The sequence below is a fragment of the Paenibacillus sp. FSL W8-0194 genome (genome assembly GCF_037969745.1).
Lineage (GTDB): Bacteria > Bacillota > Bacilli > Paenibacillales > Paenibacillaceae > Paenibacillus_AQ > Paenibacillus_AQ cookii.
In genome coordinates, this window is sequence record NZ_CP150205.1 from 18,720 (window position 1) to 39,287 (window position 20,568).

15 protein-coding genes and 3 riboswitches are annotated in these 20,568 nt (G+C 47.9%); of the genes, 13 read left to right on the top strand and 2 right to left on the bottom strand.

Translation table 11 applies throughout. The features are described 5' to 3' along the window. Positions 1-400: 400 nt before the first annotated feature. Together MKY58_RS00095 and MKY58_RS00100 are read right to left on the bottom strand one after the other, a co-directional pair. The gene (locus MKY58_RS00095) at positions 401-1,234 is read right to left on the bottom strand and encodes a metallophosphoesterase (RefSeq protein ID WP_339322922.1); all 834 of its coding nucleotides are present in this window, start codon (positions 1,232-1,234) and stop codon (positions 401-403) included. A 43-nt stretch (positions 1,235-1,277) separates the two neighbouring features. Then, positions 1,278-1,619 (bottom strand): hypothetical protein, encoded by a 342-nt coding sequence (locus tag MKY58_RS00100; RefSeq protein WP_339322923.1) that lies wholly within the window; start codon positions 1,617-1,619, stop codon positions 1,278-1,280. A gap of 529 nt (positions 1,620-2,148) precedes the next feature. Between MKY58_RS00100 and MKY58_RS00105 the strand changes: the two genes are divergently transcribed. From MKY58_RS00105 to MKY58_RS00165, 13 genes are all read left to right on the top strand, one after another. Continuing rightward, complete coding sequence (locus MKY58_RS00105) at positions 2,149-2,442, top strand: AbrB/MazE/SpoVT family DNA-binding domain-containing protein (RefSeq protein WP_339322924.1); 294 nt, start codon at positions 2,149-2,151, stop codon at positions 2,440-2,442. A gap of 1 nt (position 2,443) precedes the next feature. Beyond that, positions 2,444-2,839 carry a type II toxin-antitoxin system death-on-curing family toxin gene (locus MKY58_RS00110; protein WP_339322925.1) on the top strand — a complete coding sequence of 132 codons (396 nt, stop codon included), beginning with the start codon at positions 2,444-2,446 and terminating at the stop codon, positions 2,837-2,839. 182 nt (positions 2,840-3,021) lie between these two features. Further along, complete coding sequence (locus MKY58_RS00115) at positions 3,022-3,783, top strand: Ig-like domain-containing protein (RefSeq protein WP_339322926.1); 762 nt, start codon at positions 3,022-3,024, stop codon at positions 3,781-3,783. Positions 3,784-3,971: 188 nt separating this feature from the next. Further along, positions 3,972-4,070, top strand: a riboswitch (cyclic di-GMP riboswitch). 225 nt (positions 4,071-4,295) lie between these two features. Beyond that, positions 4,296-8,417 (top strand): isopeptide-forming domain-containing fimbrial protein, encoded by a 4,122-nt coding sequence (locus MKY58_RS00120; protein ID WP_339322927.1) that lies wholly within the window; start codon positions 4,296-4,298, stop codon positions 8,415-8,417. Between the two features lie 299 nt (positions 8,418-8,716). Continuing rightward, positions 8,717-8,811, top strand: a riboswitch (cyclic di-GMP riboswitch). A 223-nt stretch (positions 8,812-9,034) separates the two neighbouring features. Further along, a riboswitch (cyclic di-GMP riboswitch) is annotated at positions 9,035-9,129 on the top strand. Positions 9,130-9,270: 141 nt separating this feature from the next. Then, a complete protein-coding gene (locus MKY58_RS00125; protein WP_339322928.1) occupies positions 9,271-10,038 on the top strand; it encodes a LuxR C-terminal-related transcriptional regulator in 768 nt (255 codons plus the stop codon). A 235-nt stretch (positions 10,039-10,273) separates the two neighbouring features. Then, the gene (locus MKY58_RS00130) at positions 10,274-11,482 is read left to right on the top strand and encodes a cytochrome P450 (RefSeq protein WP_339322929.1); all 1,209 of its coding nucleotides are present in this window, start codon (positions 10,274-10,276) and stop codon (positions 11,480-11,482) included. Positions 11,483-11,736: 254 nt separating this feature from the next. After that, the gene (locus MKY58_RS00135; protein ID WP_339322930.1) at positions 11,737-12,681 is read left to right on the top strand and encodes an ABC transporter permease subunit; all 945 of its coding nucleotides are present in this window, start codon (positions 11,737-11,739) and stop codon (positions 12,679-12,681) included. Between the two features lie 11 nt (positions 12,682-12,692). Beyond that, the gene (locus tag MKY58_RS00140; protein WP_160039646.1) at positions 12,693-13,622 is read left to right on the top strand and encodes a carbohydrate ABC transporter permease; all 930 of its coding nucleotides are present in this window, start codon (positions 12,693-12,695) and stop codon (positions 13,620-13,622) included. A 174-nt stretch (positions 13,623-13,796) separates the two neighbouring features. After that, entirely contained in the window at positions 13,797-15,284 is a 1,488-nt protein-coding gene (locus MKY58_RS00145; RefSeq protein ID WP_339322931.1) for an ABC transporter substrate-binding protein, read from the top strand. 223 nt (positions 15,285-15,507) lie between these two features. Continuing rightward, positions 15,508-17,235, top strand: a complete 1,728-nt coding sequence (locus tag MKY58_RS00150) for a histidine kinase (protein WP_339322932.1) — start codon at positions 15,508-15,510, stop codon at positions 17,233-17,235. Positions 17,236-17,241: 6 nt separating this feature from the next. Then, the gene (locus MKY58_RS00155) at positions 17,242-18,003 is read left to right on the top strand and encodes a response regulator (protein ID WP_339322933.1); all 762 of its coding nucleotides are present in this window, start codon (positions 17,242-17,244) and stop codon (positions 18,001-18,003) included. 27 nt (positions 18,004-18,030) lie between these two features. Continuing rightward, positions 18,031-19,557, top strand: coding sequence for an ABC transporter substrate-binding protein (locus tag MKY58_RS00160; protein ID WP_339322934.1), 1,527 nt, complete (start codon positions 18,031-18,033; stop codon positions 19,555-19,557). Positions 19,558-19,860: 303 nt separating this feature from the next. Continuing rightward, the gene (locus MKY58_RS00165) at positions 19,861-20,421 is read left to right on the top strand and encodes a hypothetical protein (RefSeq protein ID WP_339322935.1); all 561 of its coding nucleotides are present in this window, start codon (positions 19,861-19,863) and stop codon (positions 20,419-20,421) included. The last annotated feature ends 147 nt before the right edge of the window (positions 20,422-20,568 follow it).

Here is a 20,568-nt window from a genome sequence, read left to right on the forward strand (position 1 = left end):
AAGTGCCTTAAGAATAGAAGGTTTTAGTTTTACGGATATGGTGGCAGCAAATGCTGGGTTGCTAGCTCCTGTTGCCAACATAAAAAACACCTCCAAGGTTGAAAGTCGCTCCACCGAAGTACTTTTCATTGAGTATCCCTTTTTCGTAAACCTCGCAAAACGTGGAGTTGTATATTGGATACCCAACAGCTATTCCAGTTTTTCCACCTACTACTGAGACGTTTTCATTTGCTGATACTGTAATCTCAATTCCTTTTGCATTGCTGAGTAGAAGGCTTGTTACAAAATGAATTGAAACCAGTTTTGCGTCTGGAGATGCGCCAAAATTAATAGAAACGGCGTAACCGGTCTAGGGCCCGGCAGTATCGTCTGCCGGGCCGTTATTTTATGGGGTTATAGGCTATGCGGTTGATTCTCGAGCTGGAAATTCAATGCTATATTGGGCTTCCTGTACCCATTCCTTCTTGGCAAAATCTCTTCCTTTGATCAAAACCTTGTCGTCGTAAACTTCCACGTATAACCCTTGGCTGCTTTGTTCTTCGGTTATACTGTTCCATGATGCCATCACGCTCGCCGTATTCACCATCGTGAACTTATCGCGGTGCAACGCATGAGACATTTCCAGTGCCGCATGGGAATGCCCGGAAAAATAGACGACTTGCGGATACCGGCCCAGCAAGCTTCTCAGCTGTGCATCCGGAACGACGCCATGCCATTCGACGGACCCGGCAACCGTTTCCTGGAATGGCTGATGCAGAATCACGAAGATCGGTTTAGCGGGATCCGAACGCTCGGCAAGCTTTTGTTCCAGCCAATCCAGCTGTGTCTCGGATATATAGGAATGATCTTTTAAAGTCGCCTCGTCTTTATAATCCGTTCCCAAAACGATAAAATGATAGCCGTTCAGCCAAAAGTCGTATGTAATGCCCGTGCCGAGCTTCTCCTCGAAGCGCTTTCTTTTGACCTCATAGCTTTCATGCCACCGAATATCGTGATTGCCCAGCGCAAAATACGGACGGGGATGTGGTACCGCTTCCAAAACCGCCAAAAAGCCGTCGTATTCTTCCTCCATACCCCGGTCGGTCATATCTCCGGCAATGATGAGCGCCGCGCTATCCGGGTCATTTTCCCGAATGTCCTCCAACACGCGAATGAACTGCCTACTGTGTCTGGATTGCAGATCTGTCTCGGTAATATGGATGTCGCTGATCACTTGAAAACTTAATCTTTTCATACGGTTGCCTCCCCAATGAATATGTAATTCGGGTCCTACAGGATCATTTAAAAGTTAGCCTGCGGGATGAAATAACCGGCGTAATTTCGTGTCCCGACTCCATATTGCAGTGCCCAAGCTCAAGAGGGCTCGGCCCGACGAATTCGCTCTGAACGCCTTCCACCGACAGCTCGCCTTGCTTCAGCGTAACGATCGCATACAGCGGATCTTTGTAAGAGACCGTATATTTCAACGTCGGATATTGCTTGTCGACTTCCTCGAAGTATCGGATGCACTCATACCCGGAACCGAGCCATTGGTAGGACATGCTGTTGATCTCGATATAAGATATGCCGTCGATGGTCGTGACTGCATCAAGATGATTATGCCCGTTCAAGCAGGCCATAACTTTGGAATATCCGGCTTCCTCATTTGAAGCGCAACGTATTCGGAGCACTGCTCATTCGATCACTCCTTGTTTTTTGGACGTTATTGGCAACATGGTTCAAGCCATCGCTGAAAACAAATACTTTCTGATAGTTTAAGAAATAGCGCTTGATCTGTAAACCCAAAAAGTGGCTCTTGAACCGAACCGTCAAAACCGAAAGCCAAAAAACGTACTCCTAACGGATACAGAACATGACCCGAGTGAGGGCACCTTTTTAAAAGCGTCCATCTCCCGGGTCAGAGTTCGGTCCGAACAAGGGCTGGGATTACTTTTCTATTTATATGCTTTCAGATCGAAGCATGGCCCTATCCGTTCCTTTATTTGTTCCAGCCTTATCCGGCTTACGGGTGACTGGGAACCTTGATCAGGTCGTTTTTTTCTTTATATTCCTTATTAAAATTGTTAAAATGTAATTATGTTATAACGTTATTACAGTTATAAGGTATAACATATTGCGTTTCGATCATACTATAGGAGGAAAATGAACATGGACGGTGTGATCAAATTGAAAAACAATAAACAAAAGTTGACCCGTTATTCCCGAAAAATCGGCCGAATGGGTAATAGTCTAGGTGTAAGCCTGCCTAAACAACTGGCTGAGCGGTTAGATGTTTCGCAAGGTGATGAGGTTGAATTCATCGAAAATGAACGTGGCGAAGTGATCCTTAAAAAAGTTCAGCAAGCGAAACTTCCTGACCATGTCCGCCCGGAAGTGTTGGAGGCGTTTTTTGACGTATTCAATAAAGATCGAGGAATACTCGATGATCTAAGGGATCGATAATATGTCTGTCGTGTTTATAACCAAGGAAGAAGTTATTGCCGCGCATTATTTTATCATGACAAGAATGAACGATGCAGATCAAGCAGGTGTCAAAGACCATGGCCTGCTTGAATCTGCGGTACATAGACCGCAACAAAGCCTGTTTGGGGAAGATGCATACCTAACCTTATTTGACAAAGCAGCCGCATTAGTCGAATCTTTGGTCAAAAATCATTGTTTCCACAATGGAAATAAGCGGACAGCCTATCTTGTGACAAAATCATTTTTATTGTTAAACGGCTTCCATTTGAGAATGGAACGTAATGAAGCGGTAGAGTTTATCGTTGATATCGCACAAGGGAACTACGAACTCGAATCGATTGCTCAAATCCTTGAAAAACATTCGTATGCTAAGTGATGTGGCAATGGAAGAAATCAAAGTGATTTTAAACTTATAGCTTCACCCTTTGAACTTGCAAGGGAAATGGCATACAAGCGAGGAGGGCATATTAAAGCAAGGACAATAAATGAGGCCCGCTCAAAAAAATTAATCCTATAATTTTCCTAAAAACGACAAATGGCGAGGGGAATACTAGAAGAATGAGTCTCGTTGAGCCGGAACTGCCGGTCGATCCAGTAGATCCACCGGTTACTCCACCTGTAGATCCGGGAACGGACCCTGAAACAAGCCCGGGCACCACACCGAATACGGGAACGGGAACGGACCCGGTAAAACCAAATCAGGTACCAAGCGTGCCTTCCTATACTACGGAGACGACAATCAACACGCCGGCGACCGGAAAAATAGAAGGTACGGACGCGGATGGAGACAAGCTGACGTATACAAAAGGAAGCGATCCGAAGCACGGTACGGTAACGGTGAATCCGGACGGAACGTGGACGTATGTACCGGAGCGTGATTATACCGGCAGCGACAGCTTTACGGTGACGGTGAGCGACGGCCGGGGAGGCACCGTGACGTCCGTCGTGACGGTTAACGTGAAGGGAAGCGAGGCTGGCAACGGAACAACCGTTCCAGGAACCACTCCTGAGCCAACGAATCCGGGAAGCGGAACGACACCAACGAATCCTGGAAACGGAACAACGCCGTCGAATCCCGGAACAGGAACAACGCCAACCCATCCTGGAACCGGAACGGCTCCGGATGCGGGCGACGGATCGGACTCTCCGTTTGGAGATAACGGAACCGTTGCAGGGGAGTCTGGAAAAGCTCCTTCACCGGGAGAACAATCCGGCAACAAGCTGCCGAACACAGCTACGAACGTTTATAGCTTAGGGTTCCTCGGATTGATCATTCTGTTCGCAGGATGGTTTTTCTGGAGAAGAAATAAAGTGCAATAACGATCTCTCAAGAAGAAACATCTTTCTATACGAAAGGTGTTTCTTCGCTGTATAAGAAAGTCGCAATTTTCACAAAAACGACAAATGGTGAGGAAAATACTAGAAAAATGAGACTAAAGAACCTAACTTATGATTCTTTTATATTATATTTTTAAATATATATTAAATTTTTGATTACATACACGATCGTACGATCAAGGCAAACTCATTGAAAAATGGGGACGCAAAGCTATAGGGGCTAACGTATTTGCTGTAAAGTGCGAATGCTATGCCAGCCAGTTGCCGAATACGACGGACAACTCCGTCTATTAGCGTTTGCTTGTGGATGGGGTTTTTTCTTTTTCAGATATTTAAAATTTTAATTATGGATAGTCGAGGGGTTATGCCTTGTCTATAGAAGAGATGAATAAGCGAGGAGGAGAGGCTTTGACCAAGAATAATACATACTTATCCTAAAAGAACGAGATTACCGGCGCGTGATTTGGAAATAACAACGATTGGGGGGAGAGGAATTGAACCTTACCCGTACGGTAACTAGAGCAAATGTGGTAAAACGTCTGTTTATTCAATTTAGTGTATTTTTGGTCGCTTTGAGCGGTTTTTTTCCATTGAACCCGGTGCAAACGGAAGCCGCGGAGCTAAATCCCAAGGTATGTCCTACACCAGTAGCGTTGATAAATGGTGATTTTGAAAAGCCGGAGGGACCTGGTACCTATGATAACTCGGTAGCAGGAGGCGGTTATTACTATGCAGACACGGTTCCAGGGTGGAAAACGACTGATGTCTGGCGTACACCAAGAGGAATTATTCAAATCATGGACCCTGCCCGACCGAGCACGATACCATCAGATACTCCGAATAAGGAAAATCTCACGAGTAGATATGCAGAATTGAATGCTGATCAAAACAGTATGTTATACCAGGAATTACCGACCATACCAGGGCAGACGATTTATTGGCGCTTAGATCACCGAGGATGGGCTGGTGTGGATATGATGAGTGTTAATATTGGACCGATTACGGCCGATCCATTCAACACCACGCCAGAAATAAAGAGAATTTCAACTGGGACTACATGGGAAACTACTTCAGGAAGTTATAAGGTTCCAGCAGGTCAAACCATGACGCGTTTTGGATTTAAAGCAATTAGTTCATCTAATGGGAATGTGGCCTTCGGTAATTACCTTGATAATGTCTTCTTAGGAACAGAACCATGTGTAGTTGCAGAGAAGACTGTCTCTCCAGAAGGAAAAGTATATGCTGGCGATGTATTAACCTATGAAGTAACCATTAAAAACAATGGTGGAGATATTGCAGCCAATACCGTCTTTGAAGATGCGATTCCAGAAGGAACGGAATACGTTCCAGGCTCGATGAGAATTGTGAGAGGAACGAATGCCAAGGCATTAACCGATGAAGATGATCCAGATGAAGGGCATTTTGACGGGCAAAAGGTAATCATCAGGCTCGGCGATTTGCCAAACACGACTAACTCACCTGATGGGATTACCGTACAATTCAAAGTGAAAGCACTATCCAGCCATGCAGAAGGTTCTGTCGCCAATATAGCGACTATTGCCTACAAAAACTTGCTGACAGGTGGAAATGAAACAATCCAGTCCAATAATGTGACAACATCCGTCCAGTATAGAGAACCACATTTAGAAGCTGAAAAAACAGCGGGACTGTTTAAAAAGGCGGACGGAAACACCGACGCCGTACATCCGGAAGTCGGGGACACACTGCAGTACACGATTCAGACACGCAACACGGCCTCCGATAGTCGGGTAACCAACCTGACGATCACGGACGAGGTTCCAGCTGGTCTGGAATATGTTCCGGGCACGCTGACAGTTGACGGTGTGCAAGTCACCGATGACCAAGATGGCGACAAGGGCCATTTCGCTAACCGTAAAATCTTCGGTCAGTTCGGAGATGTGACCGATACCGAGTGGCACAAGGTGACGTTTCAGGCTAAAGTGCAGCCGGGGCAAGCCGGCAATGACATCCAAAATGTCGCTGTCGTAGATGGCGACAATGTCACCACGCCGAGCACGCCGAAGCAAATTGTCGAGGTTTATCCGCGTGAAACTTCGCTGGAGTCCACGAAAACAGTGAAGCTGTTTGAAAAAGCATCCGGCAACACCGACGCCGCAAATCCGGAAGTCGGGGACACACTGCAGTACACGATTCAAACGCGCAACAATATTAAAAATAGTCTGGTAACCAACCTGACGATCACAGACGAAATTCCAGCTGGTCTGGAATACGTAGCGGGTACGCTGAGAGTCGACGATGCAGCCGTTTCCGATGCCGAAGGTGACGACAAGGGCCAATTCGCGGACGGTAAAGTCTTCGCTCAATTCGGGGATGTGAAGGATACCGATTGGCACGAAGTGACGTTCCAGGTGAAGGTATTGCCGGGACAAGCCGGCAAAGTCATCCGAAATATCGCTGTCGTGGATGGCGACAATGTCAACACACCTAAAACGCCGGAGAACGTTGTCGAGGTTTACCCGCGCAAAACTTCGCTGGAATCCGCGAAAACAGCGGAACTGCTTGATAAAGCGGCCGGGAACACCGACACCGTACATCCGGAAGTCGGAGACACACTGCAGTACACGATTCAAACACGCAACACGGCCTCTGATAGTCTGGTAACCAACCTGACGATCACGGACGAGATTCCAGCTGGTCTGGAATATGTTGCGGGCACGCTGACAGTTGACGACGTGCAAGTCACCGATGACCAAGATGGCGACAAGGGCCATTTCGCTAACCGTAAAATCTTCGGTCAGTTCGGAGATATTACCGATACCGCGTGGCACAAGGTGACATTCAAAGTGAAAGTGCTGCCGGGTCAAGCTGGCAAAAACATCCGAAACGTAGCTGTCGTGAATGGCGATAATATCACCACGCCAAACACGCCAGAGAAAGTTGTTGAAGTTTATCCGCGCGAAAACGCTCTGGAGTCTACAAAAACAGCGGAAGTGTTTAAAAAGGCAGACGGCAACACCGATGCCGCACATCCGGAAATCGGGGACACACTGCAGTACACGATTCAAACACGCAACACGGTCTCCGATAGTCGGGTGACTGACCTGACGATCACGGACGAGATTCCGGAAGGTCTGGAATATGTCGCGGGCACGCTGACAGTTGACGGCGTGCAAGTCACCGATGACCAAGATGGCGACAAGGGCCATTTCGCTAACGGTAAAATCTTCGGTCAGTTCGGAGATGTTACCGATACCGCGTGGCACAAGGTGACGTTCCAGGCGAAAGTACTGCCGGGACAAGCAGGCAAGAATATTGTCAATATTGCGGCCGTCGAGGGCGACAATATTGGAACGCCGGACAGACCAAGAAATGAAGTCGAAGTTTATCCGCGGAATCCGCAGATTGAAACGAAGAAGTCCGCAGCGAATACAGTAAGCAAGGCCACCTATGAAGTCGGGGATACGATCACCTATACGATTCGTGTAAGAGGCGTGGTCAACGATACGTATCTGGAGAATCTGACGATTACAGATACATTGCCTGCAGGCTTGAAATACGTGCCGGACAGCCTAAAGGTGGACGGTGCATCGGTCACCGATGAGAACGATAACGATGCCGGTTATTCGGTAACGGGAGAAGTGTATGGCTCATTTGGCAATGTTATGGGCATGAACTGGCATACGCTGGAGTTTAAGGCCGTTATTCAACCGGGACAAGGCGGTCAGACGATCCCAAATACAGCGCTGGTTGATGGCGACAACATCGTTCAACCAGGCGAACCAACAGAGAAAATTGTCGTTGAGCCGGAACCGCCGGTCAATCCTCCAGTAGATCCGCCGGTTGACCCGCCAGTAGACCCGGATCCACCAGTAGAGCCACCCGTCGACCCGCCGGTCGATCCTGTGGATCCACCGGTTACTCCACCTGTAGATCCAGGCACGGACCCTGGAACAAGCCCGGGCACCACGCCGAATCCGGGAACGGACCCGGTAAAACCAAATCAGGTACCAAGCGTGCCTTCCTATACTACGGAGACGACAATCAACACGCCGGCGACCGGAAAAATAGAAGGTACGGACGCGGATGGAGACAAGCTGACGTATACAAAAGGAAGCGATCCGAAGCACGGTACGGTAACGGTGAATCCGGACGGAACGTGGACGTATGTACCGGAGCGTGATTATACCGGCAGCGACAGCTTTACGGTGACGGTGAGCGACGGCCGGGGAGGCACCGTGACGTCCGTCGTGACGGTTAACGTGAAGGGAAGCGAGGCTGGCAACGGAACAACCGTTCCAGGAACCACTCCTGAGCCAACGAATCCGGGAAGCGGAACGACACCAACGAATCCTGGAAACGGAACAACGCCGTCGAATCCCGGAACAGGAACAACGCCAACCCATCCTGGAACCGGAACGGCTCCGGATGCGGGCGACGGATCGGACTCTCCGTTTGGAGATAACGGAACCGTTGCTGGCGAGTCAGGAAAAGCTCCTTCGCCAGCGGACCAAACGGAAACGCAGTCCGGCAGCAAGCTGCCGAACACAGCTACGAACCTTTACAACTTAGGGTATCTCGGATTGATCATTCTGTTCGCAGGATGGTTGTTCTGGAGAAAAAATAAGGTACAATAACAGTATCTCTCAAGAAAAGAAGAAAACATCTTTCAGCGCGAAAGGTGTTTTCTTCGCTTTATATCCACATGCGCAGTTGCCATTTACCAATGTACCGAACATCAGACGATCAAATATCGAAAAAGCCAAATCAGCTTAGATTTTTCTCTTGGCTCCTGTATATAACATTATTTCCTAACAAAATGGTACGATGGTCCTATATTCATGGTAAAATCATGTAGTCTATAGTTAAAATAAGTCGGAAAATAAAAATTTATGGAAAAGATGTCCCGGGACTCGACAATTTCATAGTTCGTTTCGTACGACAATAGCAAACCCACTGAAAAGTGGCGACGCAAAGCTATAGGGGCTAATGCGGATCAACTTCGGATCGCGATGCCAGCCAGTTGCCGAATACGACGGAAGCCTCCGTCTATTTATCTATGCCTTTAAAGCTGACGGAGGCTTTTTGCGTTCTTTAACATACTTTAAAGAGGAGAGAATTGCACAAACTTAAATTAAACTTTCTGGGCTTTATCTGTAGCAGCACCTTTCTTCCTGCAGCGAAAAAATTCGAATTGATGCAAGCGTAGGATGGACTTTCAAAACGTAAAAGCTGTCTTAACTGAATAGTTATCGTACGATAATAGCAAACCCACTGAAAAGTGGCGACGCAAAGCTACAGGGGCTAATGCGGAACGACTTCGGACCGCGATGCCAGCCAGTTGCCGAATACGACGGAAGCCTCCGTCTATTTAGCTGTGTTTTTTATATGCTGACGGGGGTTTTTGTTTCTCTTGAAATGGAGCGGCGGCGATAACGAGAGAGATCGATCTTATTATTGATCGCAATACATTCGAAAGAGGGGAACACAATGATCGATAGCAAACGTTCGTGGAAGCATGTGTCGGATATGGAATCAAAAACATTCTTGGAGGCAAACCATCCATTTCCTCATGTCGATCATAGATCCGAAGCAGGCGACAGGCTGGTTGAACAGAGAGAGAGCCTTTCTTTGCTGCAAGAGGAAATCCGGAATATAAGCGATTTGCTGTCTATCCCTTATTTATTTATCATTGCTGATCCTGACGGGAATGTTTTGGATTTTCTCGGAACCGATTCGTTAAAATGCTTTTTTGAAAGGAATCATATTCAAAAGGGCAACTCCGTTGCCATCCAAGACGCAGGAATGAGCGCCATTTCATTATCCATCAAATTACAGTCTCTTTCCGTCGTCATTGGGACCGAACATAGCAATAATTTGTTTTGGGAGCTGGCATGCGTTTGTACCCCAATTCGAATAAAAAACGTTGTTATAGGCTACCTTGGCCTCAGTTTTCACTCTTTTCACGAGGTGACATTTGCCTTGCCGCTTATTGAGCGCCTGGCGAAGAGCGTTCAAGAAAAATTGTCTCCTAAAAATCCATTGGTTTATAAGGAGCAGGTCTATGCCCTGTTTGATCAGTATGATTTAACGAATCGGGAAAAGGAAATCGCATTTGGGTGGCTGGAAAATAAAAACGTTCCCGAAATTGCGGACATTTGCGGGATTAGTCAAAATACGGTTCGAACGTTTATTAAGAAGATCTATGCTAAAACGAGAGTCCATCATAAAGGAGCGTTTCTTAAAAAGTTTATATGACCACGTTCGAAACCAATAGTACCCAATTTTGGGTATTTTTTTGACGCTTGCGTTTTTTTATAATTACATCAATGTTGTAGTTACTTCATCACTCGACAATTTCATATATCGTACGATCATAGCAAACCCATCGGAAAGGTGTGACGCAAACCTACAGGGGCCAATGGAACCCTCGGATCGCGATGCCAGCCAGCTGCCGGCTTATTAATTATCACGTGAAGGGCAGGTGATTCATTTGAAATTGGCCGACATTGACTTAACAGACCTTGAGTTGTTTGCAAGCGGCAGAATGGAACCCGTTTTTGCTGCTCTAAGGCAAAACACGCCGGTCTTTTGGAACCCCACTTCACGCTCGAGCGGGTTTTGGGTATTAACCAGGTATCATGATATTTTGCATGCATGGAAGGATACAAAAGCGCTAAGTTCGGAGTATGGGAATATGTTGCGTCTGCACGGGAAACGGGATCCTGCTGCCGGCCGCATGATTAACTTGACCGACCCACCTCGCCATACCCAGCTGTATGCTTTACTCAGTTCAGCCATGAATCGGAGAACGGTGGCGGAGATGGAGCCGCGAATCCATGCCATTATCTGCGAGCTGCTTGATGGTGTGGTTGAGGGTGAAGTGTTCGATTTTGTAGAGGACGTCGCGGCTAAATTGCCGGTTGCCGTTACCTGCGAGTTATTGGGAGTTCCCAGGGCTGACGGGGATTTCATAGCGGATCTTAGCAGGGCCGTAGTCACTGGGGAGGATCCGGAATTCAAAAGAGAGGATTCGGTGATGAAATCGCTCTCGACGGCCCATACGCAAATACTAAGCTATTTTCTCGACATTATTCGTTCCCGTAGACAGAATCCTGCTCAAGATGTGATAAGCCGCTTCATTCAAACCGATAGGGATGGGGAGAGACTGAGCGACCAGGAAATTGCCCTTCATTGTTTTGTTCTTCTGCTGGGTAGTATCGAAACGACGAAGTACGCTGCAGCAGGGGGGCTGCTCGCTTTCATTACGCATCCAATCGAATGGGAACGTTTGCTGCAAAACCCCGCTTTACTATCAAGCGCCGTAGAGGAAATTTTGCGCTGGACGACTCCCAACGTACACGTCATGAGAGTGGCAACAAAGGATATACGAATCAGAGATCATACTATTTACAGCGGACAGGCCGTGACGTTATGGACCGCATCGGCCAATCGGGATGAGGAAGTCTTCCCATCCCCCTATACATTTGACATTGGCCGAAGCCCCAATCGACATTTAACTTTTGGGGCAGGGCCTCATTATTGTTTCGGGGCCGATTTAGCCCGGTTAGAACTAAAGCTCTTGTTTGGCGAAATTCTAAACCGCCGCTACCTGGCGGAAATTCTAGAGGTTCCCCCGCGGGTCGTCTCCAATTTCATGCAGGGTTACAAACACCTTTCAATCGTTTTTACCCGTCAGTGACTGGTAAGAGCATACATTCATTCCGTGTGGTCCAGCTGTTGTTAGGTTATTCCAACTGAGCACAAGCTGCTTCCGTGCAACCATTGACGACCGATTTCCTGGTCGATGGTGGTTGTCTTTTTTTGTCCATTGACCTTGCAAAACCTAACGTTTGTTGACTACTTTATCATGTTTGTTATCTGGATGAAAGCGCTCTATTTCCTATAAAATTGACTTACAACAAGCAATATAGGATGACGGAAGAGGTGACAGACATGAGCACTAAGACAAAGGGTAAGCGCTTACGAACGCGATGGCGCAAGCAAGATGCCGAGCTGACGCTTTTGGCGCTGCCGACGACCATATGGTACATTCTTTTCTGCTTCTTACCCATGTTCGGCATCATTATCGCCTTTAAAAACTTCAAAATAAGCGGCGGATTTCTAAGTAACGTCATTAACAGTCCATGGGCGGGGTTCAAGAACTTCGAATTTTTGTTCAAATCCAACGATGCCTGGATCATTATTCGAAATACGCTGGGATACAATATCGTTTTTATCGTCCTTGGCATTGTCATCCCCGTTGCTTTAGCACTGATGGTCGGGATGCTGCACAATCGGAGAGCAGGCAAAGTGTATCAAACCATGATGTTTTTGCCCTACTTTCTGTCATGGGTCGTCGTTTCGGCGGTAGGCTGGGCATTTTTGAGCTTTGACAAAGGGATTGTCAATCAAATGCTGGTTAATATGGGCGGCGAGCCGATCAACTGGTATATGGAGTCGAAATACTGGCCTTACCTTTTGATCTTCATGCATGTTTGGAAAAGCGTAGGTTACGGTATGGTCGTTTACTTGGCGACAATCACCGGCATTGATAAAACCTACTATGAGGCGGCCGTCATTGATGGCGCTTCCATCTGGCAGCAGACACGATTCATTACCCTGCCTTTGATGAAACTGGTTATCGTCATGATGTTTATTTTGGCCGTGGGCCGCATCTTCTACACGGATTTCGGATTGTTCTTCCAGGTACCGCGGGATTCGAACTCCTTGTTTAACGTGACCACCACCATTGATGTATTGGTTTATAAGCAACTCAAAACGGCAACTGTCGGCATGGCTTCCGCGGCCGCATTCGTGCAATCCGTACTGGGTTGTATCACGATTCTAACCGCAAACTGGATCGTTCGCAGAATAGATCCGGATAGCGCGATGATGTAGGGGGTGCGTTTATGGCAGCAAGAACGGTTTATGAAAGCGGTTTGGATAAATTCAATCGCCCGAGCAAAGGCGTCAACATCGTTTTCAATCTCATATTTATTTTGCTCGCGTTAGTATGCGTGGTGCCGATGCTGGTTGTGCTTTCCATATCCTTATCCAGCGAGGACTCCATCCGTCAGACGGGATATCACATCATTCCAACCGCGCTATCCGGCGATGCTTACAGTTATATAGCACAGCAAGGGACGATGATTCTGCGTGCGCTCGGTATATCGGCATTGGTCACGATTGTGGGCACGGTACTGGGCGTGCTGCTGACCGCCTCTATGGGTTACGTCATCTCCCGGCCGAATTACAAGCTCAAAGGGCTGCTGACCTGGATCGTATTTATTCCGATGATCTTCAATGGAGGTTTGGTTTCCAGCTATTACATCAACGCTAATTTGCTTGGACTTAAGGATACGGTTTGGGCGCTGATTTTACCGCTGGCGGTTTCGTCCTTCAACGTCATTATTTGCAAAACGTTCTTTAAGAGCACGATTCCGGATGGCCTGATCGAATCCGCGGAAATCGACGGCGCGGGCCAGCTGCGTATTTTTTTCTCAATCGTTTTGCCGATTTCCTTGCCGGTTATCGCAACCATCGGACTGTTCCTGTGCTTTGCTTACTGGAATGACTGGTTCCAATCGATGCTGTACATCAACAACCAGGATCTGTATTCCTTGCAGGCGCTGCTGAATAACTTGATGAGCAACGTGGATGCTCTTGCGAAAAATGCCGCCAGTATGGGCGTCAGCTACGCGATGCTTGCGGCAACGATGCCGAAAGAATCCGCGCGGATGGCGGTGGCGATCATTATCGTGCTCCCTGTAGCCTTTGCTTACCCGTTCTTCCAGCGGTATTTCATTTCCGGCCTGACGATTGGCGCCGTTAAGGGATAAGGCGTCGCCCGAAGGCTAAGCATTTGGGGAAAGTTTCGCTAAAGGCGGTCTGTCAGCCGAGAGAACGCGTCGAAAAGACGTTTTCTTTATAAACAACGCCGTTCTGAGGATGACCTTTTTTATACAAAAGCTTCAAAACGGCGTAAGAACAACATTTATAAGGGGGAAATACTTATGAAAAAGCCTTTGAAGCTCCTTTCTACCGCTTGCGTTCTGACGCTTCTGATGTCAGCGCTTGCAGCTTGCGGCTCGAAGTCGGATACATCCGCTTCCGATCCGAAGGCTTCCGACGCTTCCAAAACTTCTTCATCTTCCACTGATGTGCCTACTTTGGTATGGTGGACGATCGGCGGCCAGGTTCCGAACAACTTTGACAAGGCTGTCGCAGCGATGAATGAATACACAGCCGAGAAAATCGGCGTCAAAGTGGATATCAAAGTGGCCAGCTGGGGCGAATGGGATACGAAGATCAACACGATCGTAAATACGGGCGAACCTTTCGATATCATGTTCACGAACGGCTCCAAGTACAATCAGCAAGTTGCCATGGGCGCCTTTGCCGATCTCACGGATCTCGTGCAAAGCGAAACGCCGGACCTGTATAAGCTTATTCCCGAGAAGGTATGGGATGGATCAAAAGTTGGCGGCAAAATCTACTCCGTACCTACGTACAAGGACTCGTCCCTAACCCAGTATTGGGTATTCGATCATAAGTATGTTGAGAAATACGGCATTGATGTGCCAAACATGAAAACCCTGAAGGATCTCGATAAACCTTTCCATGACATGAAAGCAGGAGAAGGCAAAAGCTTCTATCCGCTGCCGATGACGCAAAGCGAAGGCTTAAACGGATTCTTTAACGAATACGACGATATGGCCCTTGGACTCGCTCCTATCGGCGTAAAGGCGGACGATGCTTCGCGTAAGGTCGTATCTGTTCTCGAACAGCCGGACGTGATGGAGAATTTGAAAATGCTGCATAAATGGTATCAAGACGGCATTATCAATCCGGACGCGCCAACCAAGCCTGAACCGGATAAAGGCAAACCATTCTTGAGCGCTCAAGGGTTCCCTGGTGCAGAAGTGAGTTGGCAAGTGAACAATGGCGTTGAAAAGTACGATATGGTGCAGAATTACGGGCCGATCTACACGACAACGACGATCCAAGGTTCTTTGAACGCTATTTCCGCCAACTCGAAATATAAAAAAGAAGCTCTGAAATACCTGGAACTGGTCAATACCGATCCGAAGCTGCGCAACATGCTCGCTTTTGGCGAAGAGGGTGTGGATTACAAGAAAGTGGATGGCGAGAAAGTTGTCGAGCGCACGACAGATACATGGCCGCTCGCTGCCTACACGCAAGGTACATTCTTTAACATGGCAACACAGAAGGATGCGCCTAAAGACCAATGGGAACAGGTTAAAAAGCTGAATGAACAAGCGTTTGCGTCTTCGCTGCTGGGCTTCTCCATGGATATTACCAATCTCTCTACAGAAGTGGCGAATACCAAGGCGGTGTGGGACAAATACCGTTATGAATTGCTCACGGGCGCATCCGATCCGGAGAAAATGGTGCCGAAGATCGTGTCCGAACTGAAAGCCGCAGGCATGGATACCCTCATGAAAGCCGCCCAAGAGCAGATTGATGCTTTCTTTAAGTGAGTCATAAAAGCCAACGCCCGACTTGGAAGCCCGAACGGAAGGAGCACTCGCCCGTTCGGGCTTCCTTATTTGCCAAAATCCCAATGTCGAAATGGATCGAATTTTGCATCCTCCTGCTATAGGAAAACAAGATATAATGAAATTGCTTTCGTGAAATGGAATGCTCATCGTTCAGGATTTTGCAAAATCCTCCGTTAACAACCTGATGCAAAGGAGGCGTCGCATGGGTTCTTTTCTGCAGATTAAGATATACCGCGGCAAATTCATTGCGTATACAGTATTTGTGGTAACTTTAGGTTTGGCGCTTGGCATTCTGACTTGTGCGATACTGCTGTATCAATGGATCGAAAACGCCCGAACCGAGGCCGTCAGCGCCTTTGCCCGCATCGAAAACGAGCTACAGTATGATGCGGATCGCATCGAGGCATACATGCAGCGAATATACTCCAACAATCGGCTGATGACCGATGCCAGGTACTTTTTGGGCAATAGCGCGGAGGGGTATCTGACGAACAGGCTGAAAAACAGCCAATTTAACGAACCGCTCGTCTCCTTTCCGGACGATATGAAAGCTTTTTTGTACAGCTCAGGGCAGGGAGACATTACGCAAATCAGCCTTCATACCGCGTCGCGGGGCAATGCGGTTCGCTTTGACAGCAGCGGCAATGACAGCTTCGCGTTCCGCCTGCCGAACACGGATGAAACCTTTCGCGAGACGATCCAAAAGGGATTCGTATACCGCAAAAAGTTATCCGACCCGAACCAGATTTCCCGCCAGATCGGGGAATTTCGTTTCTTGATCAGCAGCGAGCAGCTGTTCAAAAAAATAAACAGCTACAAATTGAACACGGCCGCAGCCGTAAGCGCTTCCGGCGAGGTGTACATGATCTTAGGCGGGAACCGCCATGCCGGGAAACTGGTTCTTCAAGCGGCGGATGACGGACGAACCAGCGGCTATCTTTCATTAGGCGGGTTGAAAAGCACATATTTTATGATCTTTTCTTCCACCAAGTTTGATTTCCGCTTCGTCGTTCTTGTCGATCTTCCGATGCTTATGCGTCAAAATACCGGCATTATTGCGGCGGTGTTATTCATTATATTGATGGCGATGATCAGCGTATTGCTTATTATTGTTTACAATCTGCGCGACGACGCGCGATTCCTTCAGCGCATTATCTATTCCATCAAACGCGTGAAAACCGCGGACTTTACGTCGAATTCTCCGGCCCGTTACAGGCGGAACGAATACGGCATGATTGCCCGGGAACTGGATGACATGGTTCTTCAGCTTGATAAACATATCCGCACCGAATATTTGCTGAAGCTCAAACAGCAGGAGACCGAAATGAAGGCGCTTCAACATCAGATCAATCCCCACTTCCTGTACAACACGTTAGAGGCCATTCGCTCTACCGCTTTGGTGAACCGCGATGTCGACACCGCCGATGCCATCGCGACCTTAGGCGCTTTATATCGGGATATCGTGAAGAAAGAAAACATCATATCCATCATCAGCGAGCTGGAACTTTTGCAAAAATATTTGAAAATCATGGAGCTGAAATACCCGGGGCGGTTTTATTATCAGCTGAATGTGGATGAGGCGCTTTGGAACGTATCTACCGTGAAATTTTGGATGCAGCCTCTGGCGGAGAATTTTTTCGTTCATGGCTTCGATCCGGGCAACGAATTTAATTTGCTGGTCGTCAACGGCTGGGAAACGGATCAGCGCTTCGTGCTCGAATTTGTCGACAACGGAAAAGGAATCTCCAGGGAGCGTTTGGACGAAGTGAGGGTGAACCTTTCAAGCCGTGACGATGCCCCGGTGCGGAGCATAGGTTTGCGCAACGTGTATACCCGGCTGCATTTTTTCTATGGGGAGGGCTTTTCCATGGAAATCGGGAACAACGAGGAGGCTGGGGTTAAGATTACCGTAATGATCGCAAAGGAGTGAACAGGCATGTACAAACTTCTTATCGTGGATGACGAACCTCAAATTCTGGAGGGCATGAAACGGACTTTGGATTGGGCAAGCTACGGTATTCACCGGGTTGAGACGTGCGAAACCAAAGACGATGCGTTGTCCAAAGCGGTGGAGCTGCTGCCCGATATCGCGATCTTCGATGTATGCATCGGCACGGATCGCGGCTACGAAATCATAAAGAAGCTGAATGAACTGCGAATGCCTACCAAATATATCATGATGAGCGGCTATAGCGAATTCGAATACGCCCAGGAGGCGATCCGCTGCGGGGTGAAGGATTATTTGCTCAAGCCCGTCGAGCGTTCCAAGCTGCAGCAGGTGATTGAAAAAATCATTGTAGAAGATTTGCACGGCACCCTGGACGGCGCAAGCGGTGAAGATCCGAACACCGACCCGATTCTGGGAATTCCGTATGATCAATTATCCAAGCTGACCAACCGCATCCTGATGATGGTGAAGGCGGAATATGCCCAGAACATCACTCTGAAATCAGTGGCGGAGCGTTTTCGGATGAACAGTACGTACCTTGGACAGCTGTTTTTGAAGGAAGCGCATATGAAGTTTTCGGAATATTTGATGGCCTATCGAATGCTTCACGCGCGGGAACTCATTTTAACCACCAGCGAGAAAATTTCCAGCATCGCGCTTTCCGTGGGATACCCCAATCTGAATTATTTTTACACCCATTTTCAAAGTTATTTCGGCAAGTCGCCTTCGGAAATGAGAAAAAAGAGCTAGGTTTAACGCGGCAAGGGAGGCCTTTGTATGCAGCAACCCTCTTTTTGGGGTCGTATCATCCTATATGTTGCATTAACCGTCATGTTAGCGCTGTCGGGGACGGGGTGTTCCTCGTCTTCCGGCGAAGATGAGGGGAAGCCCGGCGGAGCCACGGTGAATCTCATCTACTACACGATCGGCGAGCCGGACAAGGATCTGAAGCTGGTGAACGATAAAATCAATGAGATCCTCGCCAAAAAGATCGGCGTTACCATCACCTACGTCAAGGTAGGCTGGCAAGAGTATGAAGACCGATTGAACACGATGATATCGGCGGGAACCCCTTTTGATGTCGCTTTTGCCCAGGATTTCACGGGTTATGCCAAGCGTGGCGCATGGCTGCGGCTGGATGACTATCTCTCTACCGCAGGCAAGGAAATGTACGAGGTCATCGATCCCGTTTTTTGGCAGGGGGTGCGTATGGACGACGGCGGCATTTACGGCATCCCTACCAATAAAGAACTCGCGGTGCGCCAACAGTGGACGTATCCGGATGAACTGGTGAAGAAGTACGATATCGATATTACAAAATACAACACGTTGGAATCGCTTGAACCTTTGCTGCGAATGATCAAACAAAAGGAACCGGATTATTTGCCTATGGAGCTGGACAAGGACTCGCAGAACTTCTTTGCCTTGGACGGCTACGAATACGTCATAGACAAGAAGCTCCCTTTGATGGTGAAGTCCTTAGATCCAAACGCTCCCGTGGTGAATATATTCGAAACGAAAGAAGCACGGCAAGTGCTGAATACGCTGCGGCGCTATTATAAGGCGGGCTACATCAACGAAGACGCTGCTTTACGGGAGAATCAAAAGCTGAAGAGAGGTTCGAAGTTGTTCTGGAAAGCCTCCGACGGCGGCCCTCTTGCGGTAAACAGCTGGAGCAAGGACCGCGGCTACAAGGTGGTGGCGAACGCCGTAACGCCGGAGCTTGTCACGACGGAATCTTTGCGGGGCGGCATTATGGCGGTCAGCGCGGAAACCAAGCACCCTGTAGAGTCCATTAAATTTTTAAATTTACTCAATACGGACCCCGAAGTGCGCAACTTGTTCAATTATGGGATAGAGGGCGTGCATTATAGCTTGGACGAGAATGGCCAAGTCGTGCCTATTCCTCCGAAGGACACTAGCGGGAATGCCATCCCGGATGAATCGCCCGGTTACACGGGGGTCACGTATACTCAGGGCAACTGGTTCATTTTGAAGACGATGGGCGGCGACTTTCCGGACCCTCTGAATAAATGGGATCAGTTCCGTTCTTCCAACGCAAGAGTCGTTAAATCCAGCATGCTGGGGTTTACGCCCGATCTATCCATGATGCCGATCCAGATGCAGAACATCGAGATGGTATGGCAAAAATATTACCCGAGCCTGATGACAGGCAGCGTAGATATCGATACCGAACTGCCGAAGTTCAACCAGGAACTGAAGCAGGCCGGGATTGACAAGGTGAGAGCCGAGGTCCAAAAACAGCTCGACGCTTGGCGTATGGCGAACAAGCAGCGGCTCTGATGCTTCCGATGACGACGGGGACGATGAAAAAGGTACAGCCATGCGCGTGAAAAACACGAGTGTGATGACGGAAAGCAGTAGGGCGCTGCTGTCGGTCTGCAAGCTGGCTTCGGAGCAAAGCAACTATCACGGCAGCCGCATGGGTTTACATCGATTAACCGATAGAGTTTGTAAAATTATCCATATATACATTTCTTCATATAGAGAATTTTTCTAAAAATAATCAGACTTTTGTGTTTTTTTCGGGTTTAAGTAAGTGTAGAAATGGTCATCTACAAAATTTATTATGAAAGGAAGTAGTTCATGAAAAAGCTAACGTACTTCCTCGCATTGTCCTTAGCTGTAGGTAGTTTATCTATTTTCCCACTTAGAGGTGCTACAGCAAACGAAAATGTTTCAATTGATCCGCCTGTACCACCTGCCGTGCAGATGGTTTTTCCTGAGTCTTCGGTGCCAAGCGTCAAATATTTCGGTGTTCCGTCGGACTATTCGGGAAATGAGCCGCTTAGTGAGTATAAATCAAGAAAGATGAGTGAGTACGCAAAAGCTCTTGGCATTATCCAAAAATACATTCAAGAAAACAATGTGAATGTTGCTCTAGATTTAGATGATAGAGGGTTTGTGCAATTTGTGTTTTCACTGGGGGTTAATCTAGATGCTTTCTCTGAGGAAGACCGGGAGGTTGTCCTTCAATTTGTAAAATTTATGGATTTATATGAGGCTATCGGGAAAAACCAGGAGTTAAAGCAGTATGAGGAGAAAATTAAGGCAAAAAGATCTTTATCCTCTGAAGAACAATCAGATTTAAAAATGCGTTTGCCTGCGACCCCGGAATCCATCGTTAAACCGGAAAAATTGATGTGAAAGCATCGTTTGATAGTGCTGCAGCAGTTGCATATGCGTATAAATACTGGTCAAGTTATAACACAAGCTATCCTGACTATTCCGCTAATGGTGGTGGCGGGGACTGCGCCAACTTCGTCTCGCAGGTATTCAAAGCTGGTGGTATAC

Coding starts and splice junctions, on each gene's coding strand:
- MKY58_RS00115 (WP_339322926.1), top strand. CDS start 3,022: ATGAGTCTCGTTGAGCCGGAACTGCCGGTCGATCCAGTAGATCCACCG.
- MKY58_RS00160 (WP_339322934.1), top strand. CDS start 18,031: ATGCAGCAACCCTCTTTTTGGGGTCGTATCATCCTATATGTTGCATTA.
- MKY58_RS00155 (WP_339322933.1), top strand. CDS start 17,242: ATGTACAAACTTCTTATCGTGGATGACGAACCTCAAATTCTGGAGGGC.
- MKY58_RS00165 (WP_339322935.1), top strand. CDS start 19,861: ATGAAAAAGCTAACGTACTTCCTCGCATTGTCCTTAGCTGTAGGTAGT.
- MKY58_RS00105 (WP_339322924.1), top strand. CDS start 2,149: ATGGACGGTGTGATCAAATTGAAAAACAATAAACAAAAGTTGACCCGT.
- MKY58_RS00110 (WP_339322925.1), top strand. CDS start 2,444: ATGTCTGTCGTGTTTATAACCAAGGAAGAAGTTATTGCCGCGCATTAT.
- MKY58_RS00095 (WP_339322922.1), bottom strand. CDS start 1,234: ATGAAAAGATTAAGTTTTCAAGTGATCAGCGACATCCATATTACCGAG.
- MKY58_RS00100 (WP_339322923.1), bottom strand. CDS start 1,619: ATGGCCTGCTTGAACGGGCATAATCATCTTGATGCAGTCACGACCATC.
- MKY58_RS00135 (WP_339322930.1), top strand. CDS start 11,737: ATGAGCACTAAGACAAAGGGTAAGCGCTTACGAACGCGATGGCGCAAG.
- MKY58_RS00145 (WP_339322931.1), top strand. CDS start 13,797: ATGAAAAAGCCTTTGAAGCTCCTTTCTACCGCTTGCGTTCTGACGCTT.
- MKY58_RS00140 (WP_160039646.1), top strand. CDS start 12,693: ATGGCAGCAAGAACGGTTTATGAAAGCGGTTTGGATAAATTCAATCGC.
- MKY58_RS00150 (WP_339322932.1), top strand. CDS start 15,508: ATGGGTTCTTTTCTGCAGATTAAGATATACCGCGGCAAATTCATTGCG.
- MKY58_RS00125 (WP_339322928.1), top strand. CDS start 9,271: ATGATCGATAGCAAACGTTCGTGGAAGCATGTGTCGGATATGGAATCA.